At 60.8% G+C, this 18,223-nt stretch carries 14 protein-coding genes and 5 pseudogenes; 10 read left to right on the top strand and 9 right to left on the bottom strand.

Annotation, left to right across the window (positions count from 1 at the left end; translation table 11 throughout):
- Positions 1–105: 105 nt before the first annotated feature.
- Genes bglB through AC0L7L_RS20930 form a run of 3 tightly spaced genes read left to right on the top strand, consistent with a single transcriptional unit; the run spans position 106 to position 4,528 of the window.
- Positions 106–1,197 (top strand): beta-galactosidase BglB, encoded by a 1,092-nt coding sequence (gene bglB, locus AC0L7L_RS20940; protein ID WP_272214474.1) that lies wholly within the window; start codon positions 106–108, stop codon positions 1,195–1,197.
- Complete coding sequence (gene kduI, locus AC0L7L_RS20935; protein ID WP_473514159.1) at positions 1,197–2,033, top strand: 5-dehydro-4-deoxy-D-glucuronate isomerase; 837 nt, start codon at positions 1,197–1,199, stop codon at positions 2,031–2,033. Before bglB ends, kduI begins: the two co-directional genes overlap by 1 nt.
- Positions 2,033–4,528: a hypothetical protein gene (locus AC0L7L_RS20930; RefSeq protein WP_473514158.1), complete on the top strand. Its 2,496-nt coding sequence runs from the start codon at positions 2,033–2,035 to the stop codon at positions 4,526–4,528. The genes kduI and AC0L7L_RS20930 overlap by 1 nt, the downstream gene beginning before the upstream one ends.
- A 60-nt stretch (positions 4,529–4,588) precedes the next feature.
- Here AC0L7L_RS20930 and AC0L7L_RS20925 read toward each other — a convergent pair whose 3' ends face one another.
- Positions 4,589–5,629, bottom strand: a complete 1,041-nt coding sequence (locus tag AC0L7L_RS20925) for a LacI family DNA-binding transcriptional regulator (RefSeq protein WP_473514265.1) — start codon at positions 5,627–5,629, stop codon at positions 4,589–4,591.
- A gap of 168 nt (positions 5,630–5,797) precedes the next feature.
- On the opposite strand from AC0L7L_RS20925, the gene AC0L7L_RS20920 reads away from it, so the two are divergent.
- The 5 genes and pseudogenes from AC0L7L_RS20920 to AC0L7L_RS20900 form a co-directional block, all read left to right on the top strand.
- Complete coding sequence (locus AC0L7L_RS20920) at positions 5,798–6,301, top strand: TRAP transporter small permease (protein WP_272214476.1); 504 nt, start codon at positions 5,798–5,800, stop codon at positions 6,299–6,301.
- A gap of 1 nt (position 6,302) precedes the next feature.
- The gene (locus AC0L7L_RS20915) at positions 6,303–7,625 is read left to right on the top strand and encodes a TRAP transporter large permease (RefSeq protein ID WP_473514157.1); all 1,323 of its coding nucleotides are present in this window, start codon (positions 6,303–6,305) and stop codon (positions 7,623–7,625) included.
- 169 nt (positions 7,626–7,794) lie between these two features.
- Positions 7,795–7,971 (top strand): annotated as a pseudogene (locus AC0L7L_RS20910) (DDE-type integrase/transposase/recombinase); the annotation flags it as partial.
- A gap of 46 nt (positions 7,972–8,017) precedes the next feature.
- Positions 8,018–8,446 (top strand): annotated as a pseudogene (locus AC0L7L_RS20905) (ATP-binding protein); the annotation flags it as partial.
- Positions 8,447–8,917: 471 nt separating this feature from the next.
- A pseudogene (locus AC0L7L_RS20900) lies at positions 8,918–9,103 on the top strand (IS30 family transposase); the annotation flags it as partial.
- Between the two features lie 87 nt (positions 9,104–9,190).
- Here the strand turns inward: AC0L7L_RS20900 and AC0L7L_RS20895 are convergent.
- Positions 9,191–9,376 (bottom strand): type II toxin-antitoxin system RelE/ParE family toxin, encoded by a 186-nt coding sequence (locus AC0L7L_RS20895; protein WP_473514156.1) that lies wholly within the window; start codon positions 9,374–9,376, stop codon positions 9,191–9,193.
- Here AC0L7L_RS20895 and AC0L7L_RS20890 point away from each other — a divergent pair.
- Positions 9,326–9,511, top strand: coding sequence for a hypothetical protein (locus AC0L7L_RS20890; RefSeq protein ID WP_272214478.1), 186 nt, complete (start codon positions 9,326–9,328; stop codon positions 9,509–9,511). The genes AC0L7L_RS20895 and AC0L7L_RS20890 overlap by 51 nt on opposite strands.
- Here AC0L7L_RS20890 and AC0L7L_RS20885 read toward each other — a convergent pair.
- Positions 9,505–9,774, bottom strand: a complete 270-nt coding sequence (locus AC0L7L_RS20885; protein WP_272214479.1) for a type II toxin-antitoxin system ParD family antitoxin — start codon at positions 9,772–9,774, stop codon at positions 9,505–9,507. The two genes, AC0L7L_RS20890 and AC0L7L_RS20885, sit on opposite strands and share 7 nt — an antisense overlap.
- 498 nt (positions 9,775–10,272) lie before the next feature.
- Here AC0L7L_RS20885 and AC0L7L_RS20880 point away from each other — a divergent pair.
- Positions 10,273–10,848 (top strand): annotated as a pseudogene (locus AC0L7L_RS20880) (IS6 family transposase).
- 150 nt (positions 10,849–10,998) lie between these two features.
- Here AC0L7L_RS20880 and AC0L7L_RS20875 read toward each other — a convergent pair.
- The 6 genes and pseudogenes from AC0L7L_RS20875 to AC0L7L_RS20850 all read right to left on the bottom strand — a co-directional run bounded on the left by AC0L7L_RS20875 (position 10,999) and on the right by AC0L7L_RS20850 (position 18,187).
- The gene (locus AC0L7L_RS20875; protein ID WP_272214480.1) at positions 10,999–11,877 is read right to left on the bottom strand and encodes an SMP-30/gluconolactonase/LRE family protein; all 879 of its coding nucleotides are present in this window, start codon (positions 11,875–11,877) and stop codon (positions 10,999–11,001) included.
- Between the two features lie 17 nt (positions 11,878–11,894).
- Positions 11,895–12,822: pseudogene (kce, locus tag AC0L7L_RS20870) on the bottom strand (3,5-dioxohexanoate:acetyl-CoA acetone transferase).
- 4 nt (positions 12,823–12,826) lie between these two features.
- Positions 12,827–13,768, bottom strand: a complete 942-nt coding sequence (locus AC0L7L_RS20865; protein WP_272214482.1) for a 3-hydroxyacyl-CoA dehydrogenase — start codon at positions 13,766–13,768, stop codon at positions 12,827–12,829.
- Entirely contained in the window at positions 13,768–14,562 is a 795-nt protein-coding gene (locus AC0L7L_RS20860; RefSeq protein WP_473514155.1) for an SDR family oxidoreductase, read from the bottom strand. Before AC0L7L_RS20860 ends, AC0L7L_RS20865 begins: the two co-directional genes overlap by 1 nt.
- Before the next feature lie 11 nt (positions 14,563–14,573).
- Positions 14,574–16,631: an ABC transporter permease gene (locus AC0L7L_RS20855; protein ID WP_272214484.1), complete on the bottom strand. Its 2,058-nt coding sequence runs from the start codon at positions 16,629–16,631 to the stop codon at positions 14,574–14,576.
- A complete protein-coding gene (locus AC0L7L_RS20850) occupies positions 16,628–18,187 on the bottom strand; it encodes a sugar ABC transporter ATP-binding protein (RefSeq protein ID WP_473514154.1) in 1,560 nt (519 codons plus the stop codon). Before AC0L7L_RS20850 ends, AC0L7L_RS20855 begins: the two co-directional genes overlap by 4 nt.
- Positions 18,188–18,223: the final 36 nt, after the last annotated feature.

Here is an 18,223-nt window from a genome sequence, read left to right as displayed (position 1 = left end):
GCATTGCCGCCACCACATCCTGAGATGAAATAATATTTCATATTTCGCAATTAGTTTTCATGATGCATCATATTGCCATCATGATCCTGCATCGGAGGAAAACCCGTGCTTTCCAGAAATCAACTGAAACACAAGATCGAGCTGCTGGTTGATGGCCTGAAGTCATTGCGCGACGAAGGCAAGTTCAACGAACCAAATCTCGACGGTACGGCCGGCGACTATGTCAGCTTCAACGCCTGGGAATGGCCTCAGGGTGTCGGGCTTTACGGACTGGCACAGATGTGGCTGAAGACGGGCGATGCGGCGGTGAAGACCCTGCTCGAGGACTGGTATTCCGCGCATATCGAGAAGGGGTTGCCGCCGCAGAACGTCAACACCACCGCGCCGATGCTGGCGCTCTCCCTTCTGTGGCGCGAAACCCGCGATCCCCGCTTCGAAGCGCCGATGAAGGACTGGGCCAACAGGATATTGACCGAGATGCCGCGCACGCGCTGCGGCGGTTTTCAGCACAATGTGTCCGACAAGATCAACGATGATGAATTGTGGGACGACACACTGTTCATGGTGGCGCTGTTTCTGGCGAGCTATGGGCAGGGCGCCGGCCGGCGCGATCTGGTGAGCGAAGCCGCCTTCCAGTTCCTGGTGCACACGCATTATCTGTCGGAGCCGGAAACCGGGCTCTGGTTCCATGGCTGGACCTTTGACGGCAACCACAACTTTGCCCGGGCCCGCTGGGCGCGCGGCAATTCCTGGATTTCCGCCGGCGTTCTCGACCTGCTCGAACTGGCCGAACTCGATGACGCCGCGACGCGCTATCTGACGGAAGTCGTCAAGGCGCAGCTTGAAACGCTGATCGGCTATCAGGCGGAAAGCGGCGCATGGCACACGCTGGTCGACGATTTGACGTCGTATGAGGAAATCTCTGCAACCGCCGCCATCGGCTACGCTCTGTTGAAGGGCGCGCGGCTTGGCATCGGCCCGGAAAGCTGGCGCGAAGCGGGCCTGAAAGCGCTTGCCGTCACGCTCGACAATATCGGCGAAGACGGCATCGTCGACAATGTCTCCTACGGCACCCGCATGGGTCACGATCTTCAGTTCTACAAGGACATTCCGATCCAGCCGACCGGCTACGGCCAGTCCATGGCCCTGCTGCTGCTGGTCGAAGCCCTTAATATTGCCAAAGCGGAGGAAGAATGATGTTTGAAGACACACGCTATTCCGTCTCCCCCAAAGACGTCAGCACATACAGCAATGAGCGTCTGCGCGAGGAATTCCTGCTCGATAACCTGTTTGTCGCCGACAAGCTGCAGATGGTCTACACCCATGTCGACCGGATGATCATCGGCGGCTTTCTGGCGGTCAACGGGCACGCTGAAATCGCCGACGGTTCGGCCGTCGGAACGCCGGGCTTCTTCGATGCCCGCGAAATGGGCATCGTCAATCTCGGCGGAACGGGAGCCGTGACGGTTGACGATGCGGTCTATACGGTCGAGCATCGCGACATCGTCTATGTCGGACGCGACACGAAATCCGTCCGCATGGCCTCTGAGGACCCGGCCAACCCTGCCGCATTTTACATGAACTCGGTTCCGGCCGGTTACGCCGTGCCGTCGGCGCTCATTCGCCAGGCCGACTCCAAGCCGGTCACCATGGGCGATGAGGCACATGCCAACAAGCGCACGCTGCGCATGTATATTCACCCGGAAGTGTCGCCGAGCTGCCTGCTGTTGATGGGGATCACCGAGCCCGCGCCCGGCAGCATCTGGAACACCGAGCCGCCGCATGTGCACGAGCGGCGCATGGAAGCCTATGTCTATTTCAATATGGCGCCGGAAGACCGGGTCATGCATTTCATGGGCGAGCCCAACCAAGTGCGTAATATCGTGGTGGCCGACCGTCAGAGCATACTTTCGCCCGCATGGTCGATCCATATGGGGGCTGGCACCGGACCTTATTGCTTCGTCTGGGGTATGACCGGTGAAAACAAAGCCTATAACGATGTGACGCCCGTTGCCGTGAAAGATCTTCTGTGATGGCCCAACAAGCACAAAATGGCGCAATGCGTCGGCCGCTGCCGAATGCTGCGCCGATCTGCTACTGGCATGTATCCGCCATAGCCCAAGAGGAATACAACGTGTCCGACACCACCATGTCGGGGAAAATGGATGCCCAATTCTTTCTCACCAAGGAGAAGAACTTCATCCCGCACGAATATCCCTGCCGCACGCAATTCGTCAGCGAGCGGCGCGGCAAACGCCCTGTGATCGTCGAAAAACAGGGACCCGGGCGCATCTGGACGCCCTTCGGCTCGCCGCGAGTCGACCTTTCCGGTTTCTGGTTCCGCGCCACCGCGGTTTCCGCATGGGCGGAAACCCGTATTGAAGCTGAAACCTCCGGAACGGCAAAGTTGAAGCTCAGTTGCTGCGGAGGTGCAGTCCTGTTCGTCAACGGCGCGGAAGTGGGCTCCATGAGCGTCTATCAGCGTAATTTCGAGACCGATCAGGAATTCGAAGTCCAACTAAAGGCAGGCCTGAACGATATCGCAGTATTCTTCGACGATCTTGCTGAGCGCGATGCCCGCTACTTCTTCGAACTCGATTATTGCGAGGGCCCAGCGGCTTCCGTTTCTCTCAACGTTCCCTGCGAAAGCGGGCTTGCCGACGAAATCGAGAACATGCTCGAAACCATGCATTTCGAGCGCCCGGCCTACTCGTCGGGTGAGGTTGCCTTTCATTGCCCCGAAACCGTCAGTCAGGACCTTGATGTCGAAATCATCGTCGCGGGCGATTTTCTGGCCGAAGAGCACGACACGTTTAACGCAAGCCTGCCCGCGGGTTCCTCGCGGCTTGTCGTCGGTGACGTATCCGCATTCCACAGCGACTTTCGCCATTTCGACGTGCGCCTCGCCGCCTGTGGCCTGACCCTGTCGCGGCCATTCACGGTTGAAATCGCGCGCTGCGAGGAACAGGGCGAACCGCCGGAGAGCTTTGACGACCGAATTGAGGAGGCGCTCCGGCATGTCGCCGACAATGGCTATGCCGATGCGATTTCTGCGCTGGCACGGCTCGGGCTCGGTCTTGGCGACGCTGAGACCGAGGCGATGATCGAGGTCTCGCTGCCGAAAATCGAAAACTGCCACGACTGCGCCGATTTTCATCTCGTTCCACTGCTGTTCGGCCGGATCCGCTATGGAGATCTTCTTTCGGAGGACATCCGCAAGCGGATCGATGCGGCAACACTCAACTTCCGTTACTGGATGGACGAGCCTGGCAATGACGTGCAGTGGTATTATTCGGAAAACCACGCGCTGTTGTTTCACACAGCCGCCTATCTGGCGGGGCATTTTCATGCCGACAAGCGTTTTGTCCGCGCCAATGTGACCGGCGATGAGCAGTCAAAACGCGGTGCAGCGCGGCTCATGGACTGGTTCGATCACTTCGAAAAATGGGAAATGGCCGAGTTCAACTCGGTGCCCTATTTCCCGATCGACCTGAAGGGCCTGGCGACGCTCTATGCACTGGCACATGACGAGGATATCCGCGAGCGCGCCCGCAAGGCGATCCTGCGGCTGATTGCGGTCGTCGCCGCCTCGGCGCATCACGGCACGCTGACAGCCGCACAGGGGCGCTCCTACGAGCACACACTGATGGCAGCACGCACGAGCGAGCTTTCAGCAATTTCGCGTGTCCTCTGGTCGCGCGGATATTACGGACGCACCTTCCAGACGCTACCGCAATTCCTGCTATGCCTGCGAGATTTCGGCCTCGTGATCCCCGCGAGCGATCGCGACACCGCCCGCCTTACCGGTGCAAAGCGGCAGGAATGGACGTTCTCGCAAGGCGAGAACCGGTTCGCCCATCTCTACCACTACAAGACTGCGGAAACGGCAATGGGATCGCTGGCCCGTTATCGCTGGGGCGAATGGGGCTATCAGGAAACCGTGCTGCAACTGAGGGTCGGGCGCAATCCCGATGCCCAGATCTGGGTGAACCATCCAGGCGAGGTCATTCATTGCGGTTTCGGCAGGCCATCCTACTGGGGTGGTTGCGGCGCACTGCCGCGTGTGCATCAGTATCGCAACCTAGCCGTGGTTCTCTTCGAAACCCACGAAGGGCAGCCGGATTTCAGCCATATCTGGTTCCCTGCCCAGGTTTTTGACAAAACCATCGCCGGTACGCACTTTGCCTGCGCAAGCTCGGGGAACGGTTTCGTCATGGTGACCGGAACGACGCCTCTCGAACAGGTGACAACCGGACCGACGGCCGGCATGGAAATCCGCCAGAACGGCCGCAAGACTGCCTGGATGTTCCGGCTGGCCGACGGCGGGGAGGTTGACGGTGGACTTGCCGGTTTCCAGAAACGTTTCGAGGCCTGCGCCTTCACGCTTGCCGAAGACGGAACCGTCGCAGTCGTCGACCCGGATTATGGCCATGTCTCATTCGGTCCGGACGGCGCGATCGTGGCGGAGGGACGGAACCTGAACCCCGCCGACTGGACAATCGAGGGCACGATCCATCAGTTCGACTGAGATCTGTTGCGAAGTCCGGCGGGCAATCTGTCCGCCGGTCTCCTGATTTCGGTTTATAGATCAGCCCTTGCCGCCATTCACACCCGCCGTGGACCCACGCTCTATCAAAGCGCAAGACAGTTCCGTGCGGCGCGGGAGAAATGGCTCGTTGTCAACGAGATCGCGCATCATATCCAGGGCCGCAGCCCCGATCTCACGCATCGGAATCTGGACGGTGGTCAACGGCGGATCCAGGAAATCGCTCTGCGGCAGGCCATCAATCCCCATAACCGAGACATCGCCGGGAACCGAAAGGCCGAGCGCGCGCAACCCGAAAATCGCACCCGCCGCAAGGCTGTCTCCGGCCGCCAGAACAGCCGTGAACGCACTTCCCTTTTCCTCGACATAGCGGCGCACAGCATCGATAGCTGCTTCGGGCGTCCAGTCCGTCGCGTCGACAACAAGGTCGCGCCAGTCAACACCTGAAGTGGGCTCGATCTCATCGCGCCATCCTTCCAGACGCCGCAGGATCGTGCGTCGACCGGGACGCGAAAGAAACAGGATCCGGGAGTGACCAAGCGATTTCAGGTGGCGGGTGGCAAGCGCTGCCGCCGCGCGGTTGTGCGGGGCGATGCTCGACAGCCGCATCAGCGGATCGTCGCCATTGACCAGCAGGACCGGCTTATTGAAGGCGCGGGCCGGCACCAGCATCTCGTCTTCATCGATGGTGAGCATCAACACACCGGCGATTTCAGGATCTCCGGCAGCATCCTCCAGCATCTGAATTTCGTCTTCGGCGCTGGAGATCGCTTTCGTCGTCAGCGACAGCCCGAGGACCTCCGCGCGCTCCCGCATGCCTTCCAGGACAAACGCCGTGAACTGATTGCGCTGATAGTCAATCATGGCACTGGCGCTGGCTGCGACAATGACCTTCATGCCCGCAATAGACATCGGAACGTGGTAGTTCTGTGTCTTGGCAGCCTGCAAGATCTTTTCCCTGAGCTCCGGCCGCACGCCCGCTGTTCCAGAGAGCGCCCGCGAGGCCGTGGATGGCGAGACGCCGCAATAGCGCGCCAGATCGCTCAGCCGAAGACGTCGGCTTTCTTTTTTCATCTGCATCACTCCGTTTGACACAATATGAAATATTCTTTCATATGGCGCAATCTTTTTTCATGATGCATGATATCATCAGTAGCGACCGCCCAGGGAGGGTACCTTCGCGGACGCGCCAAAAGAACAGTCCTGAAAGACGCCGTTCCGCCGCTGTCGTACGGGACATGGAGGACATCCATGATAGACAAAACAAAACATGCTCTGGAAAGCGCCCTGCTTTACCTGACCTCCGCCATGCTTGCGGTGATGGCCGGATTGATGCTGTGGCAGGTGTTCACCCGCTATGTGCTCGCCTCACCGGCACTCTACACCGAAGAACTTCTCCGCTTCATGATGATCTGGATGGCGTTCCTCGGATCCGCCTACGCCTTCGGCACGCGCCAGCACCTGTCGCTCGTCTTCGCGGTCGATGCGCTGTCCGGGCGGAAGAAACTGATCCTTATGCTGATCAACGATTCCGTCGTTCTGGTGTTTGCCGTGTTCATCATGTTCCTCGGAGGCATCAAGGCGGTCACATCGTCGATGACGCAGCTCTCCCCGATCATGCGTATTCCCATCGGTGACGTCTACCTGATCATGCCGATCGCCGCCGTGCTGATCTTCATCCTTCAGTCTCTGAACATGATCATCCTGGTGCGCGACAGCAACCGGGCATCGCTCAAGCCGGTCGGGAGCCTCTGACATGGACTTTATCTTCGACTACGTGGACGAAACGGTTTTCGCGTCCATCCTGCTCTTCGGCCTGTTCTTCCTGATGCTGGCCCAGGGCATCGCCATTTCCGTGGCGATCGCGGTTTCATCCATCGTCACCGGCCTGTTCTTCATGCCGCCGAAGGTCGCCTTCTTCGTCGCCACGCAGAAGATGTTTGCCGGCGTCGATTCATTCACCCTGCTGGCGATTCCATTTTTCATCCTTGCCGGCAACATCATGAACAAGGGTGGCATCGCCATCCGGCTGGTGAATTTTGCAAAGCTGCTCGGCGGCCGCCTGCCCGGCTCGCTCGCGCATACCAATGTGATCGCCAATATGCTGTTCGGGTCGATCTCCGGCTCGGCGATCGCAGCAGCCGCCGCCGTCGGCGGCACCATGGCGCCATTGCAGAAGAAAGAGGGTTATGACCCCACCTTTTCTGCTGCCGTCAACATCGCTTCGGCGCCGTCCGGCATCCTGATCCCGCCAAGTGGCCCGCTGATCCTGTTCTCGCTGGTCTCCGGCGGCACCTCGATTTCCGCGCTGTTCATCGGCGGCTATGTGCCCGGTATGCTCATGGGGCTGTCTGTCATGATCGTGGCGGGCATCATCGCCAAGCGGCGGAATTTTCCGGTCTCGGAAATCCCCGGCCTCGGCGAAGCCGTGAAGATCGTCTGGCAGGCTCTCCCGCCGCTACTCATGGTCGTGGTCGTCATCGGCGGCATCGTGATCGGCGCCTTCACGGCAACGGAAGGTGCTGCTGTCGCCGTTCTCTATTCCTTCGTGCTCTCGCTGATCTACCGCCTTGCCACCTGGCGGGAATATATCGACGTGCTGAAAAGCTCGATGGTCACCAGCACCGTCATCCTGTTCCTGATCGCCGCCTCCGGGGTGATGTCCTATGTGATGACGATCACCGGCATTCCGGACGCAATTGCGGATGCTCTGCTGACATTCCAGAACCCGATCGTGATCCTGTTGATCATGAATATCTGCCTTTTGATCATCGGTTTCTTCATGGACCTCACGCCGGCAGTGCTGATATTCACCCCGATCTTCCTGCCGATTGCGCGGGAAGTCGGCATGGACCCGGTGCAGTTCGGCCTGATGATGATCTTCAACCTCGGTATCGGGTCAATGACACCACCTGTGGGTTCCGTTCTTTTCGTCGGATGCAGCATCGGCGGCGTGAGCATCGAAAAGGTCGCAAAGCCTCTGTTGCCGTTCTTCATAACATTGGTGATTGCGCTTTTGATGATCACCTATATCCCTGCGCTCACAACAGGCCTGCCGCGCCTTCTGGGACTGATGTAAGCGCGCGCGTCTGTCAACACCGAAAAAAGCCGCGGCGTCATGCGCCGCGTCATGATTTACGGAAACGAGAAAACTCGGGTGTTTCACTCATCACGTGGATAGGCGCCAGACGGCTTGCCCGACGAAAATTGGCCAGTGATTTCAGGGCGCCCGATAGCTGACCTAATAGATTGAACAGGACCACCGCTTCATCAAGAAGCTGACGTGCCCTATGAATGGCTTTAAATCCTTTTCGTCAGCATCAGCTGCATTGGACGGAATTGAGGTTGCCAATATGATCCGAAAGGGCCAACGCCCGGCAGCTGACCACTCCGCTTTTCAACAATTTGCGGCACTCGCTGGATAACTGTGTCCGGCGATAGCTGTCCGTCATCGAATGATTTTGGGCAGGCATGGCCAAGGCCTTCCGGGACCTCGATGCACAGCCGGAAACCCGCGCCCTCGAACATGGCAAATGGCTCGCCATCCTTCTTGAGCATAAAGCGACGCTGCGGCGGACGAAGCGCTTCGAGGCCCGCGCCCGGGCAGCCCGGCTGCTCCATGCCGCGCAGGTCGAGGATACCGATATCCGTGCCGAACGCGGTCTCGACCGCACGATGTTCCTCAATCTCGCCACCTGCGACTGGATACGAAAGCGGCACGGGCTCCTCATCACCGGTCCGGCCGGCGTCGGCAAGAGCTGGCTCACCTGCGCCCTGGGCCACAAGGCCTGCCGGGAGGACTTCTCCGTCGTCTACCACCGTGCGCCAAGGCTCTTTGCCGCACGTGCCCTGGCACGCGGCGATGGCCGGTACGCCAGGATGCTGAAGGCGATGGCGAGAACCCGAACCAAACATCCACATTGACCCAGGTTCAGCCCCAACGGTGGCCGGCTTCATCGGAATTCGCACTCAAACGTGCAAAAACGGAAGGCAAAGCCCTCGGACACCCCGCGACTCTCAACGACAAACAGAAACAGGAGATGCGAGACGACCTCGCAACGGGGATGAGTCTTTCGGCGATCGCAGGGAAATTTACGACTAGTCGTCAGATCATTATTCGGGTTCGCGACGACTGTTGATGATCCGTTCGACCTTAGCGTGTCTGCAGGAACAAATCTTGTTCTGACCCCTTATCCGTTGAGCCAAATCTGTATCAAAGGCGTTGAGACGGAACAGAATATCTCACCGACAGTGCTCTCGCGGACGAGTTGGATGATGAAGGTAGACTGCTGCGGGAATCCATTACCCTTATACTGGACCCAGAAAAGTTCGAAGCATCGCAAGCGTCGCTAAGTCCCCTAGTTAACGATGTTTGGGCATTGGGAGGCAGATCTCTTCATCTTCGAACGCCCTCTCGGCCATGCCAATGTCACCACTTTCGTGGAGCGCAAGAGCCGCTACACGGTTCGCATCAAGAACCCAAGCCGGTACTCAAGGCCAGTCATGGACAAGATCATCAGAGCGTTTTCGCCTTTGCCGGTGTTCGCGCGTCAGAGCTTGCCGAATGTCAACGGCGGCGATCAAGGGCGACAAGCTGGCGGCCAGGGTTCTGATCTCTGGTGCTGACGCGGGCATAGCCGATTTTCATTCGTTTGAGCCACGCATGATGGTGTCGTAGTCGCGACCACCATAAAACACGTTTACAATCTCTATGGTGCTGTCAGTGATGCGGTACAGAATGACAGCACTGCTTTCAAAGGGAACCATCCGGAGACCCTCGTGCAGATCATCGCGCGCAACGCCGCCATATGGCGCGTTGCCGATCTTCATGCATTGCCGCTCGATGCGAGCGGCAAAATCAAGAGCGACTTCCAGCGAGCTGCTGACTCACGCAACGTATTCTGCAATCTCGTCAATATCATTCAGCGCCGATTCCAGAAGGTAAACGGGCAACTGTTTCATTGATCTGAATGCCGCTCCATCAAGTTCTTACGGATACGGCCAAACGCTTCTTTGGCTGGAACGGGCGGGCGAGGGTCATCGACCGATTGCGCGACACGTGCCCGAATGGCTTTAAGACGCTCTTCGCGCTCTTCCTCAGTCTTGAGCCACAGACGCATGGCCTCTCGCAAGACTTCACTGGTGGATGAAAAATGACCCGACGCCACCTGCGCCTTGATGGCGTCCAACATATTTGGGGGTAGGCTGATGCTAATCTTCTCGACCATTTCCACTATTCCGTACTTTCTTTGTTCTCATAAATGGTAGGATAAAATCCTACCTGACACAAGAAAAACCATACGGACTTTTACAAGCGACAAAGTGTTGAAATCATTGACGGGGACAGGATTTTGCAAAAGTCATGTTTTTTTGCAACACCCTTTAGTCAAAGCAAAGGAGAGGATCCATCCGCCGAAATACCTCTACAGTCTACATTTGGGAAAACCCAGAATCTATAACAATAAGATGCACCGGAGAATTGATTTCTTCACTCCATCCTCTTTTCAACCAAATAGATTAGGGCGTCCGTGAGCTATTCGACCGTGAAGCCGCCACTTATCTGAATACCTACATATATTTGACTTACTGGAGATGTTTCGCTTGGGTGTTACACCCATTTGAAAGCCCTCATTCGGATCGCACGTTCTGTAACTTCTGGATCTGGTGTCTTAGCCATTTTTTCGGCGTTGTCAGGTTAACCTGCATGCGATTGCTTACATCTCGGGTTGGGTTTGGATTTCGGCGATGCAGAAACCAGATATCAATGTCACCGTTTTCCGCCACAAATCGTTGCCCATGCCGTCTGCCTTTACCTGCGGTTCAATCTGAGCCTGCGTGAAGTTTAGGAAATGCTGCTCGAGCGTGGGATCGGCGTTTCCTATGAGACAATCCGCCGTTGGATCGACAAGCTCGGACCTCGGATTGCCTGCAATCTGCGGCGACGGCAGGCGCGCTCTGGCGTAAAATGGATCAGTATGGCTTTGTTCCAAAGCGGATCATCACCGATAAACTGCGCTGGTACGGTGCGGCGAAGGCGGACGTGGTACCCGGACTTAACCATTGGTCGCACAAGGGCTCAACAATAGGCCGAGAACAGACACCTGCCGTTTCGAAAACGGGAACGAACCATGCAAAGCCACCGGTCATCGGAAGCATTGCAACGGTTCGTCGCCATGCACTCCGTTAGCCGCAATTGCTTTTCAGTTCCAGCCCGCCGCCGCGCTGCGCAAACAACCCGCTACCATCGCTTCGAAGCGCTCGACGCAGGGGAAAGCGCGGCCTGCATCGCCCAAAGTTCCTGAACGTCCGGCCCTTCTAAACCTGCCAAACTTAACGTGACAACGCCGTCTCAAGTCCTATTGTCGAGCTCGGCGGCTCGGCAAGTGGCCGATGCCGAAGCCAAGGGCGACAACCGCGCCTTTTCGCAAAGGTGAGCCGCAAAAACAGTCGCTTCAACCGCCGAAGCGTGGTTCGGGAAGTCCCTTGACCCCCAGCCCCGTGATTGCGAAGAGGCTGCCACGCAAGACGCCATCGCCGGGAAAACGCGGTAGCGGCGGCTTCGCCATCGATGTGACATAGAGCACATCGAGGTTGGGTCCACCGAACTGCACGCTGGTCACCTTTTTCACCGGCATCTCGATCTCGCGGTCGAGCGTGCCGTCCGGCGCGTAGCGGCAGAGCCGCCCATCATAGACCAGCGCCAGCCAGTAATAGCCTTCGGCATCGACGGTTGCCCCATCCGCCGCGCCGCCGTTCGCTGTGTCGACCTTCGCAAAGGTCCGCCGGTTCGAAACCGCGCCGGTCTCGATATCGTAGTCATAGGCCCAGACCTCGCCGGTCCAGGTGTCGGTGAAATAGAAGGTCCGGTCATCCGGCGAAAAACACGGCCCGTTCGAGCAGATGATGCCGTCATCGACCTTGGTGACGCTGAGATCCGGATCGACCCGGTAGAGCGCGCCTTTCGGGCCCTCTTCCATCATGTCCATGGAGCCGGCGAAAAACCGTCCCCTGCGGTCGCATTTGCCGTCATTGAGACGGGTGGTATCCATCTCCGGCTCGGGGTCGTGCAGCAACTGGCAGTCGCCGCTTTCGAAGTCCAGCAGATGGAACCCCTTGTCCAGCGAAACGATCGCGCCGGAGCCGTCCTTGCGCAACGCCATGGAACCGATCTTGCCCGGCACGTCCCAGGCCCGCAACTCGGTGCCCTCGGCGGTGCAGCAGAACACCCGTCCATCCATCGAGTCGATGAAATAGAGCCGCTGGCTCTCCACGTCCCAGACCGGGCCTTCGCCCAGCGTGGTCTTAACGTCCAGCAGAATGTCGATCTTCATAACCGTCTTCCTCCCTGTCAGAAATTCACCGCGTCGCCGCCCTTGAGCGCCAGCATCGCGCGTGCCTCGTCCGGCGTGGCGATCTCGAGCCCCAGTCCCTCGACGAGGGCACGCGCCTTGACGACCTGCTGGGCATTGCTCTCCGCCAGTTTGCCACGCGCAATCCAGATGCTGTCCTCAAGCCCGACGCGGATATTGCCGCCCATGCTGACCGCCTGAGCGGCGATCTCGGAACTGGTCCTTGCCCGCGCCCAGCACCGACCAGCGGAAATCGCTGCCGAACAGCCGGTCGGCGGTGCGTTTCATGTGCATCACGTCCTCCGGGTGGGTGCCGATGCCTCCCAGAAGCCCGAACACCGACTGCACGAAGAATGGCGGCTTCACCAGCCCGCGATCGGCGAAATGGGCGAGGTTGTAGAGATGCGAGATATCATAGCATTCGAACTCGAAACGCGTGCCGTTGCCGTAGCACGTCTCCAGCACATATTCGATGTCCTTGAACGAGTTGCGAAACACCAGGTCGCGCGAACCTTCGAGGTGTTCACGTTCCCATTCGTGCTTGAATTCCTTGTATTTCGCCAACAGCGGGAAGAAGCCGAAATTCATCGAGCCCATGTTGAGCGAGGCGACCTCGGGCGACCACTCAGCCGCCGGTTTAGTGCGCTCGTCCACAGTCATGTAGGGCGAACCGCCGGTGGTGATATTCACAACCGCGTTCGTCGACTGCTTGATGCGGCCGAGAAAGGGCGCGAAGGCTTCCGGCGACTGATCGGGCTTGCCGGTCTCAGGATCGCGCGCATGCAGATGCAGGATCGCAGCGCCGGCCTCGGCCGCACCGATGGCGGCCTCAGCGATCTCGTCGGGGGTGATCGGCAGATATTCCGACATGGTCGGAGTGTGGATGGCGCCGGTCACGGCGCAGGTAATGATTACTTTGTCAGGCATGGTCTCAGTCTCCGATTTCGTCTGTGGCGCGCCGCTTGTGGGCGGCAAGTGCCATGAGCCGCCGGTCACGCCAGGCTTGCCGGTCGGCGATGTTTTCTGCGGGAAGCGCGGCGCGGCGCTCTGCCTCGATGCGGTCGAGCACCGCGCCGCGCCAGTCGGCGGGACGCTGCTCGGAAAGGCCGTCATAAATGCCGGCATAGCGCTCGACATATTGCCGCACGCCTTCCGGGGCATTGAGGTCAATGGTCTCGAACGGTCCGATGAACGACCAGCGCAGAGCAAGTCCCTCGCGCAGGCCGACGTCAACGTCCTCGGCGCTGGCATAGCCATCCGCAACCAGCCGGAAGGCCTCATGCAGCAGCGCGCCCTGCATCCGGTTCATGACGAAGCCATCGATCTCCTTTTGCATGACGATCGGGCGCATGCCGGCCGCGCGCAGCATGGCCGCCGTGCGCTCGATCAGCGCCGGATCGGTCCATGGCGCGGGCACCAGTTCCGCCGCCGGGACAAGATAGGCGGGATTGATCGGATGGTTCACCATCACCCGATGACGCCCCGCAAGCTCCTCGGAGACCGCCGAGGGCAGCAGGGCGGAAGACGACGAGGCCAGCACCGTTTCGGGCCCCGCAATCGCATCGAGCCGCGCGAAGATGGCGCGCTTCACGCCGATCTCCTCGAATGTGCTTTCCTGCACGTGTTCCACTCCGTCCAGCGCTTCTTCCAGCGTGGCGGCGGGGCGGATGCGCGCAAGCGCCGCCTCGGGGTCGCAATCGATGAGACCAAGCCGGCTCAGCTCAGGCAGCATTTCGGCGGCAAAGGCGCGCGCGGCATGCGGCGCTTCGGCGTTCTCGTCCCAGAGCCGCACATCATGGCCGGCGCGGGCGAAAACGATGGACCAGGCACGGCCGATCAGGCCGGCGCCGACGCAAGCGACGGGAGAGGCCATCACAGCGCCTCCACATTGCCATCGACGGGAAAGCTCTGCCCCGACAGGTTGTGGCCGGTATCGGCGATCAGGAAGGCGGCCATATCTGCAACGTCCTCCGGCGGGGTCATACGCCGCAGCGAAACGTTGGAAAGATAGCGCTCGGTCATCGCCTCGTGGCTGAGACCGGTCTGCTCGGCGCGGGCGGCGATCACCTTTTCGATGCGCGGTCCGGCGATGATGCCGGGAAGGATGGCATTGGCGCGGATATTGTTCGGCCCCAGTTCCTTGGCAAGGCTCTGGGTGAAGCCGACGACGCCCCATTTGGCCGATGCATAAGGGGTGCGGAAGGCATAGCCGAACTTGCCCGCAGAAGACGAGATGTTGACGATGGCCCCGCCACCCGCCGCGCGCAGCATCGGCACGCCATAATGGGTGCAAAGGAACTGCCCGGTCAGGCAGATATCGATGCAGCGTCGCCAGTCGGCGGTCGATATGGCATCGACGCCGCCGGTCGGGCCGGCGATCCCGGCATTGTTGACCAGCGCATCGAGCCCGCCCATACCGGTCTCGATGGCTTTGAAGAATGCCGCGACCTCGGTCTCGTCCGAGACGTCAGCCAGCATCGCGACCTCGGCGCCAAGTTCGGTGGCTGCAGCCTCAAGCGCGGAGGAATCCACGTCACAGATCGCCAGCCGGGCGCCCTGGCGGGCGAGTTCGCGCGCGATGCACAGGCCGATCCCGCCTGCGCCTGCGCTGATCGCGATGCGCTTTCCGGCAAGGCCGGGCAAAATCATGCGGGGGGTGTCATTCATGGCAATCTCCTTCATTCGCGCAGGGCGATAACGGCCATCAGGATGACGAGGCCGAAGAATACGGATCGGAAGGCAAAGGGCAGCGCAGTGCCCGCAAGCAATGTCTGCATCGCGGTGAGCAGCAACGCGCCACCCAGCATGCCGGCGTAATGCCCGCGTCCTCCGGTGATCAGCGCGCCGCCGACCACCACGACCGCGATCGAGGGCAGCAGATAGTCGTCGCCCATGCCCAGGCTCGCCTGTCCGGAAAAGCCTGCTAGCAATATGCCCACCAGAGCGGCGCAAAGCGCCGACAGTATGTAGACCGAGACGATCACCCGCCCGCTTCGCACGCCCGACAGGCGCGCGGCCAGCGCACTGTTGCCGACGGCATAAACGTGGCGACCGAAGACGGTACGCCCCAGAAGCAGGATCGCCAGCGCGGCGAAGGCGATCATGAACAGGATAACCGGGGTCACGCCAAGGATCTTCCCGGTCATCAGCCAGCGCAGCGCGGGCGGGGCAAAGCCCGCCGGCGTGCCGCCTGACCAGATCAGCGCCGCGCCCTGCAGAATGCCGTTCATCGCCAGCGTGACCACGATCGGCGAAAGCCCCAGCGCCACCACGCCAAGCCCGTTCGCGAGCCCGATCAGCGCCGCCACGGCGAACACCACCGGCAACGCGACCAGAAGACCTGCGTCCTGACCGCCGACAAGCCCGGTCATCAGCACGCCCGATAGCGCGATGCACCATGGCAGCGACAGATCGAGACCGCCGGTCAGGATCACCGCACCCTGTCCGAGCGCCAGGATGGCGAGGAAACTGGATAGCACCAGCAGCGCGTCCCAGTAGCGCCATCCGGTGAACACGCCACCGAGCACCAGTTGGGTCGCGATCAGCACCAGCACCAGGCAGAGCCAGGCGGGAAGCGCATGGCGCAGCGTCGCGCCATAGCGTTGCATGAAGGTGAGCTTCGGCGCGGTTCCGGAAGGCTGCGTGAAGGCAAGTCTGTGGTCCGCCGAAGCACGCTGCGATACCAGCCAGCCCTTGCGGCGGGCGGCGAACGCGTCCTTCAACTCGCCGAGGCGGTGCGAGAGGGGACTGTCTTTGCTCAGCGACCCCGCCAGCACGGCAATCAGCAGCACGGCGCTTTCGGCGATGGTTGCGTAATAGGCCGAAACGTTGAGCGACAGCAGCAGGTTGACAACGATCATCAGGATATAGGCCCCGAGGATGGTGCCGGGAATACCGCCCTTGCCACCGCCGAGCCGGGTACCGCCAATGACAACGGCGGCGAAGGTTGGCAGCAGCAGCGCGTTGCCGGCGAGCGGATCGCCGCTGCCCGTCTGGGCGCTGACGAACACCCCGGCCAACCCGTAGAGCCCGCCTGCCAGCATGTAGGTGAAGAAGGTGACGGTCCGGGTTCTAAGCCCCGTCGCCCGCGCCGCCTCGGGATCGCTGCCCACCGCGAACAGCGCCACGCCGAATGCCGTGCGCTTGAGCCAGAGCCACGCCAGGATCAACACGCCAAGCAGGGTCAGCGGCGCGGGCAACAGGCCCGGCAGGGTGTCTCCGAGATAGACCGCTGCCATCGACGGCGCGACGAAGCCGCCAGGTGTCGCCATGATCAGCAGGGTCAGCCCCTGGACGATGAACATCACCGCCAGCGTCACCACGATCGGCTGAAGGCGCATGAAGGCGACGAAAAAGCCGTTCACCGCGCCGACGCCCATGCCGACGGCGATGCCAATCGCGGTCCAGAGCGGAACGGAAGCCTCCATGTTCGCCGGATCCATCGCGGTTGCCAGCACCGCGTTGACCAGCGACACCACGGCGCCCGCCGAAAGGTCGAACCCGCCGGAAATGATCACCAGCGTCTGCCCGGCAGCGGCGATGGCGGTCGTGGCGCCGCCGCTGGCAAGAAAGGAGATGTCGAAATAGCTCAGCGGGTACGGGCTGAGAAAGCTGTTCAGCAGCATCAGGCCGGCAAACACCAGGGCGGCGACAATCACGGCCTGGCTGCGTTTCAGGCTGCGCAGGGCTGTCAGGCCGCCGGCACGCGGTGTGGAGACAACAGTCTGGTCGGTCATGCCGGTATCTCCTGCCGGTCGCGGGGTGTCGAAATGTGGAGTGGATCGCTGCCGCCGAGCGTCGCTTCCATGATGGCGTTCTCGGTCAGGCCGTCGCCTTCAAGCCAGCGGCTCACGCGGCCCTCGTAGAGCACACCGACCCGGTCGCACAGATGTACCAGTTCGGGGATTTCGGTTGAATGCAGCAGGACGGAGCCGCCCGCATCGGAATAGGCGCGCAGCAGCGCGTAGAGCTGTTCCTTGGTGCCAACATCGATGCCGCGCGTGGGATCGAAGAGCAGCAGGATACGGCTTTGCGCCACCAGCCATTTCGCCAGCACGATCTTCTGCTGATTGCCGCCCGAAAATGCACCGGCAGACAGATAATGCGCACGTCCATCGACCTCGACGGCGGCAAAGGCGCCCGCTGCGGCGCGCGCCTCCGCTTCATCATCCAGCAGCGGGCCGCGGCCAAACCGCTCCAGCACCGGAAGGCTGGCATTGTGCCGCCCGGAAAGCTTGAGAAACAGACCCTGCGTCTTGCGTTCTTCAGGCACAAGGCCAATGGCGACGGACGGATGCAGCGCGTCCGCGGGCGAGCGCAAATGCAGCGGCGTGCCATCCAGTTCGATGTGGCCTGCCTGCAGGTGTTCCTGGCCGAACAGCGCGGAGAACAGCGCCTCCTGGCCCATGCCCTGAAGGCCGGCAATGCCGAGGATCTCGCCTTGGTGCAGCGCGATGTCGGCGTCCTTGAGCTTCGGCCCGGCTGACAGGGCGCGCGTGGCCAGCACCGGCGTTTCGCCATGCCTGTCGCGCGCGGCGCGCGGTGGCGGAAAAGCGTTTTCGACCGAGCGCCCGATGATCATTTCGACCACCTCGTTATCGGTGACCTCGGATACCTTCGCCGAATGGACAGAGTGGCCGTTACGCAGGATCGTAAGCGTATCGCAGAAGGCGCGCACCTCGGGCATGCGGTGCGAGATGAACAGCACCGTGATCCCTTGCGCGGCGGCATCTGCGATGATCCGGCCGAGCCAGTCGACATCGCTGCCCGACAGGGCCGAGGTCGGCTCATCCAGCAACAGGATCTGCGGCTTGCGATAGAGCGTCCGGGCGATCTCGATTTTCTGGCGGACCGCGAGGGTCAGTTCGCCGGCAAGCGCATCAAGGTCAACGGCGAGATCCAGTGCTTCGAAATGGGCCGATACGGCGCGGCGGGTGCGGGTACGGTTCAGCGTGCCGAGCGGCGTCCAGGGGGCGCGCGGCAGAAGCATGTTGTCGAGCACCGTCAGGTCGGGCACCAGGGTGAGTTCCTGAAAGGCTGTCTGCACGCCCGCCGCATGGGCGTCGCGCGGCGAGCGCAACGCGGTCTCCCGACCGTCGATGCAGATGCTGCCGGCGTCGGGCTGCACGAGGCCCGACAACAGCTTCATCGTGGTCGACTTGCCTGCTCCGTTTTCGCCGAGCAACGCGTGAACGCGGCCCTTGGCAACGGAAAATTCGACTTGGTCGTTGGCCACGGTTGGCCCGTAAGCCTTGGTCAGGCCGGAGACCGCGACAGCGGGTGCGGATGACATGGCGTCCTCGAGAATGCTGTGAAGGTGTCCGGCGGC

The sequence above is a fragment of the Martelella sp. K41-7 genome (assembly GCF_055808365.1).
This window is presented reverse-complemented; position numbering and strand designations above follow the sequence as displayed.

Coding starts and splice junctions, on each gene's coding strand:
- kduI (WP_473514159.1), top strand. CDS start 1,197: ATGTTTGAAGACACACGCTATTCCGTCTCCCCCAAAGACGTCAGCACA.
- AC0L7L_RS20930 (WP_473514158.1), top strand. CDS start 2,033: ATGGCCCAACAAGCACAAAATGGCGCAATGCGTCGGCCGCTGCCGAAT.
- AC0L7L_RS20920 (WP_272214476.1), top strand. CDS start 5,798: ATGATAGACAAAACAAAACATGCTCTGGAAAGCGCCCTGCTTTACCTG.
- AC0L7L_RS20915 (WP_473514157.1), top strand. CDS start 6,303: ATGGACTTTATCTTCGACTACGTGGACGAAACGGTTTTCGCGTCCATC.
- AC0L7L_RS20895 (WP_473514156.1), bottom strand. CDS start 9,376: ATGAAGATCGGCAACGCGCCATATGGCGGCGTTGCGCGCGATGATCTG.
- AC0L7L_RS20885 (WP_272214479.1), bottom strand. CDS start 9,774: ATGGTCGAGAAGATTAGCATCAGCCTACCCCCAAATATGTTGGACGCC.
- AC0L7L_RS20875 (WP_272214480.1), bottom strand. CDS start 11,877: ATGAAGATCGACATTCTGCTGGACGTTAAGACCACGCTGGGCGAAGGC.
- AC0L7L_RS20865 (WP_272214482.1), bottom strand. CDS start 13,768: ATGGCCTCTCCCGTCGCTTGCGTCGGCGCCGGCCTGATCGGCCGTGCC.
- AC0L7L_RS20860 (WP_473514155.1), bottom strand. CDS start 14,562: ATGAATGACACCCCCCGCATGATTTTGCCCGGCCTTGCCGGAAAGCGC.
- AC0L7L_RS20855 (WP_272214484.1), bottom strand. CDS start 16,631: ATGACCGACCAGACTGTTGTCTCCACACCGCGTGCCGGCGGCCTGACA.
- AC0L7L_RS20850 (WP_473514154.1), bottom strand. CDS start 18,187: ATGTCATCCGCACCCGCTGTCGCGGTCTCCGGCCTGACCAAGGCTTAC.